This is a genomic window from Flavihumibacter profundi (genome assembly GCF_020076305.1).
Taxonomy (GTDB): Bacteria; Bacteroidota; Bacteroidia; order Chitinophagales; family Chitinophagaceae; genus Flavihumibacter; species Flavihumibacter profundi.
On the sequence record NZ_JAIQXE010000004.1, the window covers coordinates 249,333 to 265,809 of the forward strand.

General features: G+C 43.0%; 13 protein-coding genes. 3 read left to right on the forward strand and 10 right to left on the reverse strand.

The features are described from left to right. Positions 1-51 precede the first annotated feature (51 nt). From LAQ65_RS19430 to LAQ65_RS19450, 5 genes are all read right to left on the reverse strand, one after another. Positions 52-1,311, reverse strand: coding sequence for a sterol desaturase family protein (locus LAQ65_RS19430; protein ID WP_224118677.1), 1,260 nt, complete (start codon positions 1,309-1,311; stop codon positions 52-54). A 17-nt stretch (positions 1,312-1,328) separates the two neighbouring features. Then, entirely contained in the window at positions 1,329-2,156 is an 828-nt protein-coding gene (locus LAQ65_RS19435; RefSeq protein WP_224118678.1) for a phytanoyl-CoA dioxygenase family protein, read from the reverse strand. Between the two features lie 102 nt (positions 2,157-2,258). Further along, complete coding sequence (locus LAQ65_RS19440) at positions 2,259-4,136, reverse strand: family 2A encapsulin nanocompartment cargo protein cysteine desulfurase (protein WP_224118679.1); 1,878 nt, start codon at positions 4,134-4,136, stop codon at positions 2,259-2,261. Then, the gene (locus LAQ65_RS19445) at positions 4,120-5,046 is read right to left on the reverse strand and encodes a family 2A encapsulin nanocompartment shell protein (protein WP_224118680.1); all 927 of its coding nucleotides are present in this window, start codon (positions 5,044-5,046) and stop codon (positions 4,120-4,122) included. Before LAQ65_RS19445 ends, LAQ65_RS19440 begins: the two co-directional genes overlap by 17 nt. Positions 5,047-5,288: 242 nt before the next feature. Beyond that, complete coding sequence (locus tag LAQ65_RS19450; protein WP_224118681.1) at positions 5,289-7,283, reverse strand: beta-galactosidase; 1,995 nt, start codon at positions 7,281-7,283, stop codon at positions 5,289-5,291. Positions 7,284-7,400: 117 nt separating this feature from the next. Between LAQ65_RS19450 and LAQ65_RS19455 the strand changes: the two genes are divergently transcribed. After that, a complete protein-coding gene (locus LAQ65_RS19455) occupies positions 7,401-8,150 on the forward strand; it encodes a sulfite exporter TauE/SafE family protein (RefSeq protein ID WP_224118682.1) in 750 nt (249 codons plus the stop codon). A 9-nt stretch (positions 8,151-8,159) separates the two neighbouring features. Here the strand turns inward: LAQ65_RS19455 and LAQ65_RS19460 are convergent, their stop codons facing one another. The 5 genes from LAQ65_RS19460 to LAQ65_RS19480 all read right to left on the reverse strand — a co-directional run bounded on the left by LAQ65_RS19460 (position 8,160) and on the right by LAQ65_RS19480 (position 14,585). Next, the gene (locus tag LAQ65_RS19460; RefSeq protein WP_224118683.1) at positions 8,160-10,340 is read right to left on the reverse strand and encodes an alpha-galactosidase; all 2,181 of its coding nucleotides are present in this window, start codon (positions 10,338-10,340) and stop codon (positions 8,160-8,162) included. Positions 10,341-10,408: 68 nt separating this feature from the next. After that, positions 10,409-11,707 carry a serine hydrolase domain-containing protein gene (locus LAQ65_RS19465; protein ID WP_224118684.1) on the reverse strand — a complete coding sequence of 433 codons (1,299 nt, stop codon included), beginning with the start codon at positions 11,705-11,707 and terminating at the stop codon, positions 10,409-10,411. 57 nt (positions 11,708-11,764) lie between these two features. After that, entirely contained in the window at positions 11,765-12,595 is an 831-nt protein-coding gene (locus LAQ65_RS19470; RefSeq protein ID WP_224118685.1) for a ThuA domain-containing protein, read from the reverse strand. A 13-nt stretch (positions 12,596-12,608) separates the two neighbouring features. Beyond that, on the reverse strand, positions 12,609-13,571 hold the full coding sequence (locus LAQ65_RS19475) for a sugar phosphate isomerase/epimerase family protein (RefSeq protein WP_224118686.1): 963 nt from the start codon (positions 13,569-13,571) through the stop codon (positions 12,609-12,611). A gap of 111 nt (positions 13,572-13,682) precedes the next feature. Continuing rightward, entirely contained in the window at positions 13,683-14,585 is a 903-nt protein-coding gene (locus tag LAQ65_RS19480) for a sugar phosphate isomerase/epimerase family protein (protein WP_224118687.1), read from the reverse strand. 203 nt (positions 14,586-14,788) lie between these two features. On the opposite strand from LAQ65_RS19480, the gene LAQ65_RS19485 reads away from it, so the two are divergent. Further along, positions 14,789-15,214, forward strand: a complete 426-nt coding sequence (locus LAQ65_RS19485; RefSeq protein ID WP_224118688.1) for a RidA family protein — start codon at positions 14,789-14,791, stop codon at positions 15,212-15,214. A 38-nt stretch (positions 15,215-15,252) separates the two neighbouring features. Then, complete coding sequence (locus tag LAQ65_RS19490) at positions 15,253-16,476, forward strand: aminotransferase class V-fold PLP-dependent enzyme (RefSeq protein ID WP_224118689.1); 1,224 nt, start codon at positions 15,253-15,255, stop codon at positions 16,474-16,476. Position 16,477: the final 1 nt, after the last annotated feature.

Consider the following 16,477-nt stretch of genomic DNA (forward strand, 5'->3'; position numbering starts at 1 on the left):
TTATATCCATTCTGCAGAAAAAATTACCCGTTTAGAAAAATATAAGGAACGCTAGCTATTCTGGATTTCGGCTGCGGGCTCATTGATGGCGGAGCGGCCAAAAATCTGATCCCTGCTTGTTCTTGCAAGGTATTCCTTCCCTTTCAGGAAGTTTTGCCTGACTACTTTGGCTGTATGCACATTGCTATCAGGTCGCCAGCCGGGAGGGAAGAACAGTAATTTTATCTTATTTACAAATCCCGGGGTTGCTTTAAGGTCTTTAAACAAACAGATACACTCCCCAAAATACATGTCAATAAAATTCGTCACTTCTGTTTCCCTGGTAATACCATATTCAATTTTGACTTCCTGTTTTTCATTTTGCAATGTTCCAAATAGCCAGTCCCAAAAAGGGAGCAATACGCAAAAATTAGTGTCGATATACAAAGGATTCTTTGCATGGTGCACACGGTGATGGGAAGGTGTGATCAGTATTTTTTCGAGAAATCCCAACCGGCCATTTTTAAAGGCATCTTCACCAGCATGAATAAAAGTGCCCCATGTGCCGTCAATAACCAGGATGATCGCCACCATTTCAGGTGTAACGCCAAATAGCATTAGCAGGGGAACCTGGATAATGGCAGTATAATAACCTTCTGCAAAAAAATGAACCCATGCTACAGTCAGGTTCATTTCTGCTGGCGCATGGTGCGGCGAATGCAGGCACCAGAATAACCTGACCCTGTGGCCAAGATAATGCCATATCCAATAAGTCAGCTCCCACATCAGGTAAGCATACAACCAGCCGTACCAGGTATTTGGAATAGTAAATAAAGCAAACTTGTGGAAATAGGGCATCATTTCGATGTATACGAAAATGATAAAGAGTTTTGAAATATATTCATTGAATACTTTAGCCAGAAAATTGGTTTTATACCTTCTGAAAAGTTCCTTCATGAACATGGAATTGCCAGCTCTTTTTGTGAGATATCTAATTTTCGGGAATAGCCCAAGCAAATGCAACTCCTTCCTTAAATCCTGTCTTTTTGCTGAAAACTGTTTAAACGGATTAAAATGCAGAAAGAGTTTTACCATTTCGAAAAGCAGGAAAAAAGTAGTAAGAATAGAAATGATGGCTAAAGCTGCTTTGTAGTAGATTTTCTTGTTAACGGGATCTGTAATGTCTTGAAGGAACCCCATTCCACTGATACTTTTCCAGGTGCCGTCAAAAAAACCATTTACAGTAATCCAGAGAATCGAGATAGCAAAACCTAAAAAAAAGATATTTTCCACTCTATTCCATATCCTGGCAATTTTTGCATTATTAAACATCCGAAATTCTTTTTTTGTTAATTGTACTCGTACAAAACCGGATTTAACGGCGAATTGATTACTTCCCCTATTATTGCACCCGGGCACCAGGTATTCCAGTCGTTCACCTGGTTCTTATTTTCAGGCGCCTTCAGTTTCATGTCTTTATCCATGTAAATAATGGTCATTACCTTCCGCATCTTATCGGTGGTATTAGCCCCGGCCCTATGAAACACCCAGCCAGAATGAAAACTGATCTCACCCGCATCAAACGGTTCTATGATGTGCTTGAAATCGGTTACCCGTAAGCGTTGTTGTATCAGCGTCTCGGATTCATCGCCGATTTCCAGTTCCCGGCCTTCCAAAATTTCGTGACTTCCGGCACTGAACTCCAGCGGGCCTAATTTAAGTGGAGTAGCCTGCAAAGGCATCCAGGCCGTAATTGTTTTATCAGTTTCAAGGGGCCAGTAATATTGATCGGCGTGCCAGGGTGTAATTCCACCTCCCCCTTCCTTGAACAAAGCCTGATCGTGGTACATCCGAACCCCCTTAGTTTGCAGGAGGTCTGTGGCAATTTTCGCCAGGCGCTTACTGAATATCAATTCCCGAACAACTTCATCTTCACGCCAAAGGTTGAAAAGTTGCAAAAAAGCCTTGCCATAAGTGTTTCTTTCGTCGAGGCTGGCAGTTACCGTATTCATAGTATCGACCCGTTCAGAAATGGCGGTATTGAAAAACTGAAGAGTCTCTTCGTTCAACACCTGTTTTAATTTTATATACCTGTTTTCCTGGTAGTAGTCAATTTGCCCTGGTGTTAAACTATATGGCTGCTGCAAGAATTGCAGGATGGAAGCGGGTATTGGCATTACTTAATTTTAAATAAATTTAAGCAATACTCTTCAACAAGGGGAATTTCCCTGTAGACTCAACCCTTATAAGGATACCTGCTATTTATGGCAACTTTTAGACTAGCGGTATTTCCCTTTCAAATGCTTTAATGTTGACACTAACCTGTCTACATCTGTGCAGGTATTATAGAAAGCCAATGATGGTCTTACGGTGCTTTCCAGCCCGAATCTCCTCAAAATAGGTTGGGCGCAATGATGCCCTGTCCTAACGGCAATACCTTCATTATTGAGTGCCTGCCCTACCTGGTCGTTTGAATATCCATTCAGTACAAAGGAGAGAACGCTTGTTTTCTCTTTCGCCGTACCAATTAGTTTTAGTCCGGGTACTTCATTCAGCAATCCTGTTGCATATTGCAGCAGGTAGTGTTCATATAGTTGAATATTTTCAATGCCCAGCCTGGTAACATAATCAATGGCCGCACCTAACCCTACTGCATCTGCTATATTTCCAGTACCGGCTTCAAAGCGGCCAGGTGCTTTTTGAAATTCCGTATGTTCAAAAGTTACATCCCTGATCATATTACCACCGCCTTGCCAGGGTTCAGTCTGGTTCAGCAAATCTTCTTTTCCATAGAGTACTCCAATGCCTGTTGGCCCGAAAACCTTGTGACCTGAAAATACAAACCAATCTGCATCCAGGGCCTGTACATCCGCACGCATATGGGATACAGATTGTGCACCATCCAGCAATACTTTGGCCCCTGCCTGGTGAGCCATCTCAATCATTTTTCGGGCAGGTGTAACTGTACCAAGTGCATTTGAAACCTGGGTAAAGGATACCAATCTGGTTTTCGGGTTCAGTAAGCGGGCATATTCATCCAGCAATACCTGCCCATCGTCATCAACCGGTATCACACGAAGCTTTACTCCTTTTTTACCTGCCAATTGCTGCCAGGGAACAATATTCGCATGATGCTCGAGGTGAGTAACAATTATTTCATCGCCAGGTTGAAGGTACTGCTCGCCCCAGCTTTTAGCTACCAGGTTAATAGCTTCAGTTGTACCCCGGACAAAAACAATTTCATTTGGGGATGCAGCATTCAAAAAAAGCTGAACTTTTTTCCTCGCCTCTTCATAAGCATCTGTTGCCCTTGCAGCCAGCTCGTGGGCAGCACGATGTATATTGGAATTTTCATGTTCATAGAAAAAACTCAGTCGCTCAATAACCTGCCTTGGTTTCTGCGTCGTCGCTGCATTATCCAGCCAAACTATTGGCTTTCCATTTACCACTTCCTGAAGGATCGGGAAATCCTTTTTTATCAGGTTGGCATCAAAACCCCAGGGCAAAACTGAAGCTGTGGAAAAACCAGGTTTCACTGCGGATATAGAATCCGTAGGCAATTGCGCAATGTTACCGCTAATTGCAAATGGATTATCCTGCAAGAAATAATAAGCAGGAAAATCTTGCGTGTCCAGTCCCTTTGAAGTTAATTCAGGAAACTGCGGAGCCGATGATGAAGTCATCAGGGATGATAATACAGTCTGCAAGTCAGTAAGAAAGGATTTATCTCCTTCAAAGGGAAAATATTCTTTTGAACCATTAGCTGGTGAATCTGTAAAAGCTCCAGCAGCGTTATGGTCACCATTTTTCAAATTCTGGTCCGGGAAACCAGTTTGTGGGTTTTTGATATTGATATTATTACCGTGTTGTACTACAGATGGAGAGGCACCACTTCCGGCTACAGACACCGGGATCCTGCCACCGCCATCACTGTAATGCTTCGGGAGGTCATTTTCAGTATCCTTAATATCAACGGTATTGCCGTATTGGACAACAGACGGTGAAACACCCAAACCTGAAACAGAGGAGGGTACAGTAGCTGGTATTGGACCTTGTCCTGGTAACTCATCTGCAGGATTTGCTTTGAAATACTGATTTGCCAATTTCTCCAAAAAGGCAGCATCCGGTATTCCGCCGGTATCAATATTTGTATTCATGGTATTTGCCTATTTCAACATCCTCAAGTACAGCAATAGCGTCATCCACCAATACTGCTAATGAACAGTACAATGAAACCAGGTAAGAGGCAATTGCCTTATCATTTATTCCCATAAAACGTACAGACAAACCAGGTGTTTGTTCTCCCTGCAAGCCAGGCTGGAAAAGGCCTACGACTCCCTGCCTGCTTTCGCCTGTGCGCAACAAAATAATCTTAGACTTGCCATTTTCAATCGGCAATTTATCAGAAGGAATTAATGGGATACCCCTCCAGGTAAGGAACTGTGAACCAAATAAAGAGGCCGTTGGCGGTGGGACACCCCTGCGGGTGCATTCACGGCCAAAGGCAGCAATAGTTAGCGGGTGTAATAAAAAGAAGCCTGGTTCCTTCCAAACTTTTGTGATCAGTTCGTCGAGGTCATCGGGTGTTGGCGCACCTATCCTTGTCTTGATTTTTTGTGCTGGCGCTATGCTGTTCAATAAGCCATAATCCTTGTTATTGATCAGTTCACTTTCCTGGCGCTCCTTTATGGTTTCAATAGCCAGACGAAGCTGTTCACTGATCTGGTTATAAGGCTTACTGTACAAATCGGAGACCCGCGTATGCACATCAACGATAGTTTGAACAGCAGCAAGGTTGTATTCACGTGGTTTTTCAATATAATCAACGAAAGTTTGCGGAAGCGTCCGCTCATCACGGGCGGAACAATCCACCTCAATAGCTGTCGCATCCTTCACTTTATTCAGCCGGTATACACCCGATTCAACCGGCACCCAACTCATGAGTTTGGTAAGCCAGCGCGGACTGATAGTGACCATTTGAGGTACAGTCCTGGTAGCGATGGCCAGTTGCCTGGCGGCCACATCACCCAGTGCTGTCTGTTCGTAGTTTTTTTTCGTTTCTGCCATGGAATTGGTTATTATAAATAGATAAATAAAAATTCAGCCTGTCTTGGAAAGGTACATATAAGAACATTAATAAATATCACTATCCCTGCGGTAATGCAGTTTGGGGGGTAAATTCATAATCCCTGTGGATAATTCAATTAAGACCAAATCCTTGTCCAAAATGGACTGCTCAAACAAATATATAGGGAAGATATTATTCTACCAAAATAGTAGACTGTAATTTAATTTCTGTCTCTGACTTTTTAAAAATTAACCTGCACTATGGAACTTATGGAAACAGACGGTACTATAACTTTAATTGCCCCTTGTTGTGCGCTAAAGTGCAATGCCTTTCCTTCTGGCTGCAGGATTATGGATTTTACTGGCTTTGTAACTTTAATTTCCAATGCCAATTCCCCGGTTCCGGGAATATTATCGTATTCATACACTTTCCGGTTAAAATGTGCGCCGGCGGTATTAATCAGGTGAATGAACCAATGACCATTTTTCTGCATAAGTGCAGTTTGCACATAATCTGACCCGCTCAACTTTACAATAGGCCGGGGAAATAAATCATCAATAACAGTATTCAGAATTTTCACATATCCTCTCGCCTGGTAGGTATAATATACATCGCTTAAATCGGCATAAATACCAGCAATTTTCCCTTTTCCATATGCAGTAATAGTTGCTATTGGTTTTCCTGTTGGAAACCTTAAATCATCGGTTTCGTAAAATTCGCCGATCGACCGGGTGCCTTTTTTCACACTTACCTGCTGAACCATAGTTTTTGCAGCAGCAATCTGTTTGTCGATTCCGAAGTAAGCGATTTTTGTTATTGGTTCTCCCTCAAATCCAACTCCTAATAAAGGTTCAAACTCCTTTACTGCACTTGCACCTATCACTACAATGTTTCCCCCGCGCTGCACATAGTCCAATGCCTGTTTTTTTAATGCCGGATCAAGGCCTGTCCATTCGGGAATAATGATCAGTGGGTATTGATCTATTTTGAGTTTTAACTGGTGATCCATTAGAATGTCTACATTGTTCTGGCCATCTAATAACATTGATAATGTCCCTTCCACATTCGGCACATTCCATCCATACACCTGGTTTGTTTGTCTACGTTTACTGTATGTTGAGTACCAAAGACCGATTTGCGGAATAGGTGTTGCGCCTTTACAAAATGGCTGGCGGTCGCGGCAAAATTTGCCCAGTCCGGCCATTGTCGGGAAATACCATGGTTTGATAGATCCATCTCCATTCTGCGTAAAATAACATTGGTAACCGCCACCCATGGCAATTACCTGGGCAGCTTCCTGCTCCAGTTGCACAACAGACTTTGGCCCTTTGATACCTCCTTCAGGTCCGAAATCATAGGCGAATCCCCATGACATCAAATCCCATGGTTTACCCTGCAAGGCCATACAGCGCGCCTGGAAAGCTGCGTTATACACACCATTCTGCCCCGCAACATCACCGGATAAATAATCCACATTAACATCAACAGGTTCAGGCATCATAGAGGAATAAGCCCAGTTACTGGTAATTTGAAAAGCGGGATTATAAGCATGTATGGCATCTATATATTTGCGGAGGTAACTGCGGAATACTTTTCGGTTGAATTCAACAAACAGACCATAATCCGGATCAGATGCAGAATTCGGAATGGCTGTAATTCCGGTTTCTTTTGAAAATTTTTCCACCAAAGCGGGTGAGTAATCCGGTTGGGTAGCCCAGCATTCCCCATCTACCCAGGCACCATTTACACCGTAATCAGCAATTTCCTTTAACTGCGGAATCAGCAGCTGATCTGAATATCCACCCAGGTAGGCATTCCTTTCTTTATCGGCGCTGCCATCAGGCAGGCGCCTTGCCCAATCCGGATGGTCAGCTACAGCCTTATAATCCAGGATCCCGGAATAATGAACATATAAAGCCACATTATGCCTGGCGGTCACGTCTCGCCAAATTTGCAGGATATCTTTTGTAAATCCGCCTGCCTTGTTGCCCACTTTTGTCGGATAACTGGAATAACCCGGATGGCCTTTACAATCAACCTGTACAAAATCAGGTTTAACAATAGTCAAAAAGGAGTCGATCATTCCGGGCGTAAATGTCTTACCGATTTCGGTGTTGTTTTGCGTTGCATGGAAATCAAAATGAATTCCGAAAAAACTATCAGATCTTGTTTTTGGCTGGGCTGTCGAATTAGTTGCAATGCCGAATACAGCAATGAATACAAGATAAATTTTCATGACTTTATAGTACTCCTTATTTCAGGGAATAGCCGAATTTAACCAAAACAGGTTACATCTTTGTAAGAAAGGAAATCTGGCAAAGGCAGTATTTTGTATGTTTACCTTTTTTACAATATGGATGCTTTATTTGACCAGTCTGTCGCTAATTGGTTGCTGATTATTTTATCCGCTTTTATTATCGGCCTTTCTAAAGCCGGATTAAAAGGCTTCGAAATGATGAATGTTACCATCATGGCCATCGTCTTTGGCGGCAAAGCTTCAACCGGCGTTGTTTTGCCCCTGCTATGCTTTGCAGATATACTTGCAGTTAAATATTACCATCGCCATGCACAGTGGAACTTTGTCTGGAAATTGATACCATGGATGGTAGCAGGAATTTTAGTAGGAGTTTATGTGGGTAAAGACCTTGATGAAGCTTTGTTCCGGAAAGTTATGGCAGTTATCATCGGACTTACTGTAATCATCATGGTATTGATGGAAACAAGGCGAAACATAGTGATACCGGATAACAAATTATTTACAGCTACCATGGGCCTGGCTTCCGGCTTTACTACCATGCTGGGTAATCTTGCCGGTGCTTTTTCCAATCTTTATTTCCTGGCAATGCGTATGGTTAAAAATGATTTTATTGGGACGGCAGCATGGGTTTTCCTGGTAATTAATTTATTCAAACTTCCTTTCCAGGTTATTTACTGGAAAAATATTTCAGGGGCTTCATTAAAGACAGATTTCTTGCTGCTACCGGCACTGGTTGCCGGCTTCTGGTTAGGCCTGAAACTGGTGGCAAAAATCAGGGATGATAGTTATCGGAAAGTAGTTTTGATACTTACGCTTATCGGGGCCGGTTTCATTTTTTTCAGGTAAGTAGTCCTCCTATTTTACTTCATCAATTTGTAACACTACACTTGTCCTTAATAAAGTTACATCCGGATTAATTCCCACCTTCATCAAAAAGTCTCCTGTATATTCCTTGTTGCCATCAATTGTTGATGCTATTCCAGGGTAAGTATTGATTTCCTTAACCCTGTACTTTTTCTGCGGATCTAAACCGTTCAGCACAACCGGCCTGTCAGTAGCCGTAATTTTATAACGGGTATTCACCAGGTAATTAAACATAACGGCCCTGGTTTTATCGCGACTAACATAGAGCAGTGCGGAGATGTCGGCTTCATGTGGATTAACCAGCCTGTATTGATCTCCATGCCAGACAATATCCTTAAAAGAATGATAGTTTTTAATCGCCTGCTGTGCGAAACTGCGGTCCATTGCATTCAGGTGACTAGTCACAATATCAAAACCCAGTTTGCCCATGCTGGCAACATCAATCCTGAACTTGAGGGGTTGCCTTCCCCAATCGGTTACATGGTTGTCGGTTACAATTGCCGGGAAGAAATAGGAATAGTCCCATTGCTGGAATATCCGCTCAACAGGCTCTGTATCATCACTGGGCCAGAATTCAGTATAGTATTTCAGTAATTCATAATCGCCCCGCCCGCCTCCGCCAGAACATAACATCATTGGCACTTTCGGATATTTTGCCCGGATTCTTTCCAATACAGCGTATAATCCTTTTACATATTCCACATATAAATGTGACTGAGGTAATCCCCTTTTTTGCAGGTAAGGTGAATAGGCATTATATATGACCGCATTACAATCCCATTTGATAAATGCCAGCTCCGGGTTTTTAGTAAAGAGATTATCCACTACACCAAAAACGAAATCCTGCACATCAGGGTTTGCAAGGTCTAGCACTAACTGATTACGGAAATATTTTTCAGGCCTTTGTGGCTGCCGTATAACCCAATCCAAATGTTTTTCATATAATTCACTTTTCGGGTTTACCATTTCAGGCTCCAACCAGATACCAAATTTTAATCCCTCCTGCCTGGCTTCTTGTACAAGGTACCCCAATCCGCTTGGCAGTTTTTTTACATTCTCCTGCCAGTCGCCAAGTCCGGCTGTATCACCATCCCTTGGATGCTTATTACCAAACCAGCCATCGTCCAGTAAGAACATATCAACCCCTAATTCTTTTGCACCTTTAAACAAACCTTTCAATTTGTTCTCATCAAAATTGAAATAAGTGGCTTCCCAATTATTCAGGAGGGTTAAACGTTCACCCTCACCATCCAGTACCCGGTATTTCCGTGCCCAGTTGTGGAGGCCACGGCTGGCTTCCCCTGTACCGGAATTCGATAAGGCATAGACCAGTGATGGTGTTTTGAAAGATTGGTTGGGTTGCAGTGTGTATTCTGATTCATACGGATTAATACCTGCGATAAAACGGAGATTCCTGTATGAATCCACTTCAAAATCAAGCTTGAAATTGCCGCACCAGGCCAGCTGTCCAAGCATTACTGTACCTTCATTTTCAGAAGCAGGCTTACCAAATGAGAGTATAAAATTTGGCGATTGCAGGAGCATGGCCCTGGTCCCCAATTTAGAATCCACGGATCTTAAACCAGGCAATAATTTTGTTTCCCCGGGCTGCATTTCCCTTGCCCAGCCGCTATTGTAAGTGGTCAGGTAAAAATCCTTATTCGAGAAATACATATTTGCGGAAGCATATTTCCTAAGGATTACCGGGCCTTTTTCACTATGCCGGATTTCAGTCCACTGTTCAATCACATTTTCCTTTTTCCAGACTTTATAATATAAACTGACCTGGAAAGCATACAATGGATCCTTTAATACAATGGTAGTAAGGTAACTATTAGCATCGATCGGTTTCACTTCATGCCGCAGGTATTTGAGGTCAAGGGATTTATTACCATCAGCATGCGTTACCTGGATGGCAGGTTCTGATAAATTCCACGTTCCTGCTGGCGTATAGGCCGCATCATAAATGCCTGCATTATCGTCATTGTAATTGTATCCGCCTGAAACAGCAGCATACTCATTAGGGTATGCCAGCGGTTTACCAAAATACACGGTATGCAAACCGTTACTTATATCGGTTTGCAAAACAATAACATGATTTTCTGTTTCAATTGGAATAGTTACGGGTTGGGCAACCAGGGAGGCAGAACCAACAATTAAACCAAATGCCACAATGGCTTTTTTAGGCCAACTAAGAAAAATAAGCCTGCTCATCTTTTGTTACCTTATTGTATTGTTAATTAGTCATCCAGAGACTGATATATCATTTGCCTGAAAAGGTTATTGAGGTTATCACCTTTTGTATCCTGGGTTTGCTTCATAATAACTCCAATGATTTTCTCCTTGGGATCGGCGAAATAATTTGTGTTGAAATAACCACCCCAGGTGAATGTACCTGCACTGCCCGCTCCTCCCCTGCCTTCACCATTTGCAGTGAGGACGCTATAAGCCAGTCCGAAAAAACTGTCGCCTTTTTCGCCGCCAAAAAGGGTATCTACCTGGTTTGATAAAATGGTCTTCACAGTAGAGCGGCTTAATATCCTTTTTCCGCCAAGCTCACCTCCGTTCAGATACATTTGCAGGAATGTTGCGTAATCTTTTGCTGTGCTCGACAACCCGGCACCACCGCTAAAAAAGGATTTAGCCCCTTTTACCGGGTATTCAGGATCGTAGAAAGTAACGGGAAATCTTTCCCATTGCCCGTCTTTACCAGGCCGCTGCACCGCAACCATACGCTGGTATTTATTTTCAGGCAGGTAAAAATAAGAATCTGACATACCTAATGGTTCGAAGATTTTTTTACGCAAAAATTCATCGAAGCCCATTCCGGAAACCACTTCAATAAAATAGCCCAGTACATCCAGGCCTTCGGAATAAGTAAATTTCTCACCGGGATTATGGTGAAGTGGCAGCCTGGCCAGTTTTTTTACGCTTTCACCAATTTTAACCGGCTCTGTAGTGAACAGGTCTGTGATACCAGCTTTCTTATAGATCGCCTTAAATCTTTCGTCACCATCAATTTCACCATAACCCAAACCAGATGTGTGGCTCAACAATTGCCTGATGGTGATTTCGCTTTTAGCTGGTTCAGTGGTATAACTGGTATCCTTAAAGGAAAAAGACTTAATCAGTGTGGGGTTTTTGAACTCGGGAATATATTTTGAAATGGGATCATCCAGCTGGAATTTTCCTTCTTCCCAAAGCATCATTACTGCTGTTGATGTGATGGCCTTGCTCATAGACGCAATCCTGAAAATATCGTCTTTTTTCAGGGTTTTATTACCAGGGTTATCGGCCATCCCGAATGCTTTATAATAGACGATTTTTCCATTCCGTACAACAATAGCCGCCACTCCGGGCACTTCCTTGTTGTTGATGGACTGCTGGAAAATATTGTCCATCCGCGCGAGTCGTTCGCCCGACATACCAACACTTTCGGGCGATGCTTCACCAAGTGCGGGGGAATTTTTTGCTGATTTTGTCTGCGTAAATCCAGCCGTGCAAACGCAGAGCAGGAGCAGGGCAAGTATATTTTTCATGATGTTAGCTTTGATAGCTACAAATTGCTGGTAATTATTAAATTATCCAAATACATTTTACCTGCCACGCTTTCCCGCCAACCATAACAAACCATCTATGACCAGCTTATCCTGGATGACATTACCAAACTGGAAAGAAAGTACGGCATTTGTACCATGTTCATAATCTATATCATTATGACCCATATTCAGGTAAAGCATCCTGTATTTTTTGTTGGTCCAAACAACCGGGTAATAGCCACTATGCCATATTTCATATGGTTTTGGGCCTGTTCCCAATGGGAAACTTGAACCATCAATCGACAGCAATATATCTATATCATGATTTTTGGTAAGGTCCTTTTCCCAACTGTACCATTCATTTGGAGATGACTTAAAGGTTTTGGGCAGGTTACGGGTTGCAGGATGTTTCCTGTTCTCCACCCGAAGGATTGCCGCAGTGGGCCGCCAGGTATTTCCTTTGTATTGACCCGCTCCAATAAACACATTATGGTACCAATCCCAGTCCTGGTTAAATGCTGATGGGGTTAGTGCGAACCCTGCAAAGTGAAATCCCATCCAGGCACCACCCTGCTCCATATATTGCCGGAATGCTGCCCTTTGCGCAGGAATTTCTGGTCGGGTATCTAAAAAAAGAACGACCTGGTATCCCTTTAAAAATTGTTCATTCAGGTTATTCCAGTCGCTGGTTGAATCATATTGAAAATGATACCTGTTCGCCATTTCAGGAAACCAGCAATTGGCTTCATGTACAAAACTAATATGAGCCGCGTCTTCTTTGGCAGTGTAAAATGCAATGACCTTAAATAATGGCTTGTTGCTTTGTGCCCTGGCCTGCAAAACAATAGCAAAACAAAACAACAATACAACAAAGCTCCTGGTGATCATCTTGAGTAGACAGCTATTTTTTTAATGCAGCGAGGTAATCAAAACTTTTCTTTAGGGCAATTTCAGGTTCTGCCACCATATCCTGTTCAACGAAAAAGTGTTTCACCCCTGTCGCCTTTGCCTTTGCCAATATGGTTTTCAGGTCGATCACGCCATTTCCTGCAGTAGTCATGTAAGGGAATAATTCAATCCACTGTTTGGCATTTCCTCCATCGCCCGAAAAATGCACTTCCTTGGCCATATCTTTTACATGCATCAAATGATAGCGGTTTCGGTATTTATCGAGGTAATCCAGGGGGTTAGCACCACCTGCTATGGTCCAGTACAGGTCCATTTCCAGGTAAACCAGCGACGGGTCTGTGCCGTCTAAAATAATTTTCAGCGGAACCTGGCCATCTACTTCCTTAATGCCATAACCATGGTTATGGTAAGTAAATTTAATGCCCTCCTGCTTTGCAGCAGCGCCAATTTTATTAAACGCATCAGCGATTTTTTTATAGTCGTCCAGTGTTTGCCTTTTTTCATCAGGAATGGCCGGCAGAACAACATATTCTGTCCCAAGGTCTCGGGCGGCCTCACCCAGTTTTTGCATGCCATTCTGCAAAGTATCCAGGTCGGTATGCATTGAAGGCGCCTTAAGTCCATTGTCTTTCAGCATCTTTTTTATTTCGCCTGCGGAATGTCCGAAGAAACCACTTCCCTTAAATCCGAGGGCAGGTGTAACCGCTTCCCATCTTTGCCTTGCGGCTTCAGTGCTGAAAGGGTAAGGGCCATAGAGTTCCACTTCTTTATAGCCCATATTGGATAGCATTGATAATGATCCGGGAAGGTCTTTTTCCAGCAATTTAGGCAGGGAGAAAAACTGGATACCAATATTTTTCAGCAAGGGGGAAGCCGCAAATATTGCTTCGGGAAATAAAAGCGAGGTTGCAGATATTGCCGCAGTATTGCGGATGAAATTTCGCCTGTTTAACATGGCAAGTCGTTTTTAAAATGACAATGTAATTTAGGCATAAAAAAACATTGGGCAGATATAGGATTACCTAACTGCCCAATGATTCAACTTTATGGAAAAATTTCCTGTTTATTATTTTAGTTTACCCACCTCGTCGTGATAAAATTTTACAATCTCAATAACATCCGGCAAATTATGCTCCCAGTTTGATTCATGTTCAATAGACAGCATTCCGCTGAATTTCTGGCGTTTTAACTCCTGCAAAACATCACCAATCTTAATGACACCCTTGCCCACAATGGTATCTGCAGCATCTACCTGGCCAAATTTAACCACATCTTTAAAATGCAATCCATACACATGGCCTTCCAGTTTTTTAAGGCATTCAACAGGATCGAGGCCATTTCTTGTCCAATGGCCGATATCCGCCAAAGCGCCGATATTCGGGTGCCCGTTGGTAGCTTCCAAAACGGAATCAGGACTCCAGTAATGACTGGGTTTAGGGTGATCATGTATTGCAACTTTAATATTATAAACCCCGGCAAGGCTATCTACATAATTCCATTGGTCTTTGCGTGGCTCTGCAGTTATATAGCTCAGGCCGAAATCCTTGCCCAGTTCGAATGCCTTCAGCCATTCTGCATTGGTCGCTGGTGAAATTACCCCCATAGCAGTAATGCTGATACCTTTTGATTGCAGCAATTGCTTCAACTGAGCACGGGTTTCAGGCTTCATGGAAACACCGAATTCACCCTTCATGTTGCCACCCAGTTTCTGGCCCCAGAAGGCCTCTATATTTTTAACCCCGGCACTATCAACCTTATCCAGCGCCTCTGTAAATGTAAATAACCTGAATGTCCACATCTGTACGCCAATTTTCCAGTTATCAGTAATAGCAGTGGAACTGGCGGCAGTGGCGGTGGCAGTTGTATCTACTGGTGCCTCAGCCTCCGGCTTTTTCTCCGGTCCGTTATTACATTGTGTGAGGCCGGCTGCCAAAACGCAGCATACTCCCAAAAAAGCCAATCGTTTCATAATGCAGTATTTATTATTTGAGGAAGAAAGATAAATAATTTCTGTACACGGGCTGCAAAGCCCATTTGTAAATGCCTGGCTAAACGCACAATCGTTTGCGTTCAATGGTTTCCCATATTTCACGGTAAATAACGTAAATTCCAGTACTACTAAATTAATATAGAACCATGCAAACACAACGCAGATCACTCTTAAAAAATCTAATGGCATTAGTAGCAGGGGTAGCCGGTGTTGGTTTAAGCGCCAAAGCCATGGGTAATCCCACTGCTGAAAAAGAATCGGGTAATATAGCCTACGACCAGGAAATACCCTTGTTTTCGGGGCACACCAAACTCGGGAATATGGTATTTATCGCAGGCAAAGGCGCCCATTTTGCTGGTGATATTGTGGCGCATACCGATCACGTTTTAAAGGAACTGGAGAAAGAACTTTTACTGGCAGGGTCTTCCATGGAAAAAGTATTAAAAGTAACCGTCTACCTGAATGACATTGCTGATTATAAAGCTATGAATGATACCTACAAAGGTCGTTTTGGAAAAAATCCACCAGTTCGTTCTACCATTGCCGTTGCAAAAGGTGGTGTTCCCGGCGATTCACTGGTAGAAATGGATTGCATTGCTTACATCTAAGCAAGGTGGTTGGGTCTTTTCACCAATAAAATTTTTACATGAAACGCAGAGAAATACTAAAAGGGATATCATTGCTACCATTCGGAACTGGAATCGTGGCTGCAGTAGCTCCCTTAACCACGGCAAAAGCTGCCGGCAAAGCCAACGGCCGTAACCTCTTCAGCGAATTGGGTGTGCGCACATTTATCAATGCAGCAGGCACTTATACAGCCATGACCGGTTCCCTGATGCGGGATGAAGTTATAGAAGCCATTCAAAGCGCATCCAGGGACTTTTGCATGCTTGATGAACTGCAGGATAAAGTGGGCGAAAAAATTGCCAGCCTTGTCCATTCAGAATCTGCAGTGGTTACCGCAGGCTGTTTTTCTGCAATGACACTCGGACTGGCCGGGGTTCTTACAGGAATGGACCAAAAGAAAGTTGAAATGTTGCCTAACCTTGATGGCAGTGGCATGAAATCAGAAGTGATCATCCAGAATGGACATAATATTGGTTATTCCCATGCGCTTACCAACACCGGCTGCAAAATTATTTTTGTTGAAACCATTGCCGATGTGGAAAAGGCTATCAATGAAAAAACTGCCCTGCTATGGTTCCTGAATGTACAATCAGATAAAGGCAGTATAACACATGAACAATGGGTTGCACTTGGAAAAAAATTCCATATCCCAACCATGATTGACATTGCGGCCGATGTGCCACCGGTGAGTAACCTGTGGAAATTTCACGACATGGGATTTGACCTGGTTTGTATTTCTGGCGGTAAAGCCATGCGTGGTCCGCAAAGTGCAGGATTACTTATGGGCAGGAAAGACCTGATAGCTGCTGCCCGATTGAGTATGCCGCCCAGGGGATCTACTATTGGCCGCGGCATGAAAGTAAATAAGGAAGAAATACTGGGCATGTATGTGGCGCTCGAACATTTTATTCACAATGATCATGAGAAAGAATGGAAGGAATGGGAGAGCCGCATTAGTACTATTGAGCGCGCAGTTAAACCTTTTAAAGGCCTGACCACAGAAGTAAAAGTACCAACCCTTGGAAATGTAACACCTACCCTGCATATTACCTGGGATAGTACAGCCATTAAACACACCACCAAAACCCTGCAGGAAAATCTGCGGAATGGCAACCCCTCAATTGAAGTGATCGGAAATGGCGATAACCACATCACTATTACTGCCTGGGTAATGAAAGCTGGCGATGAAAAAATTGTTGCATCCCGGTTAAAAGAAGAGTTCACTAAAGCAATATCTGTTTAGT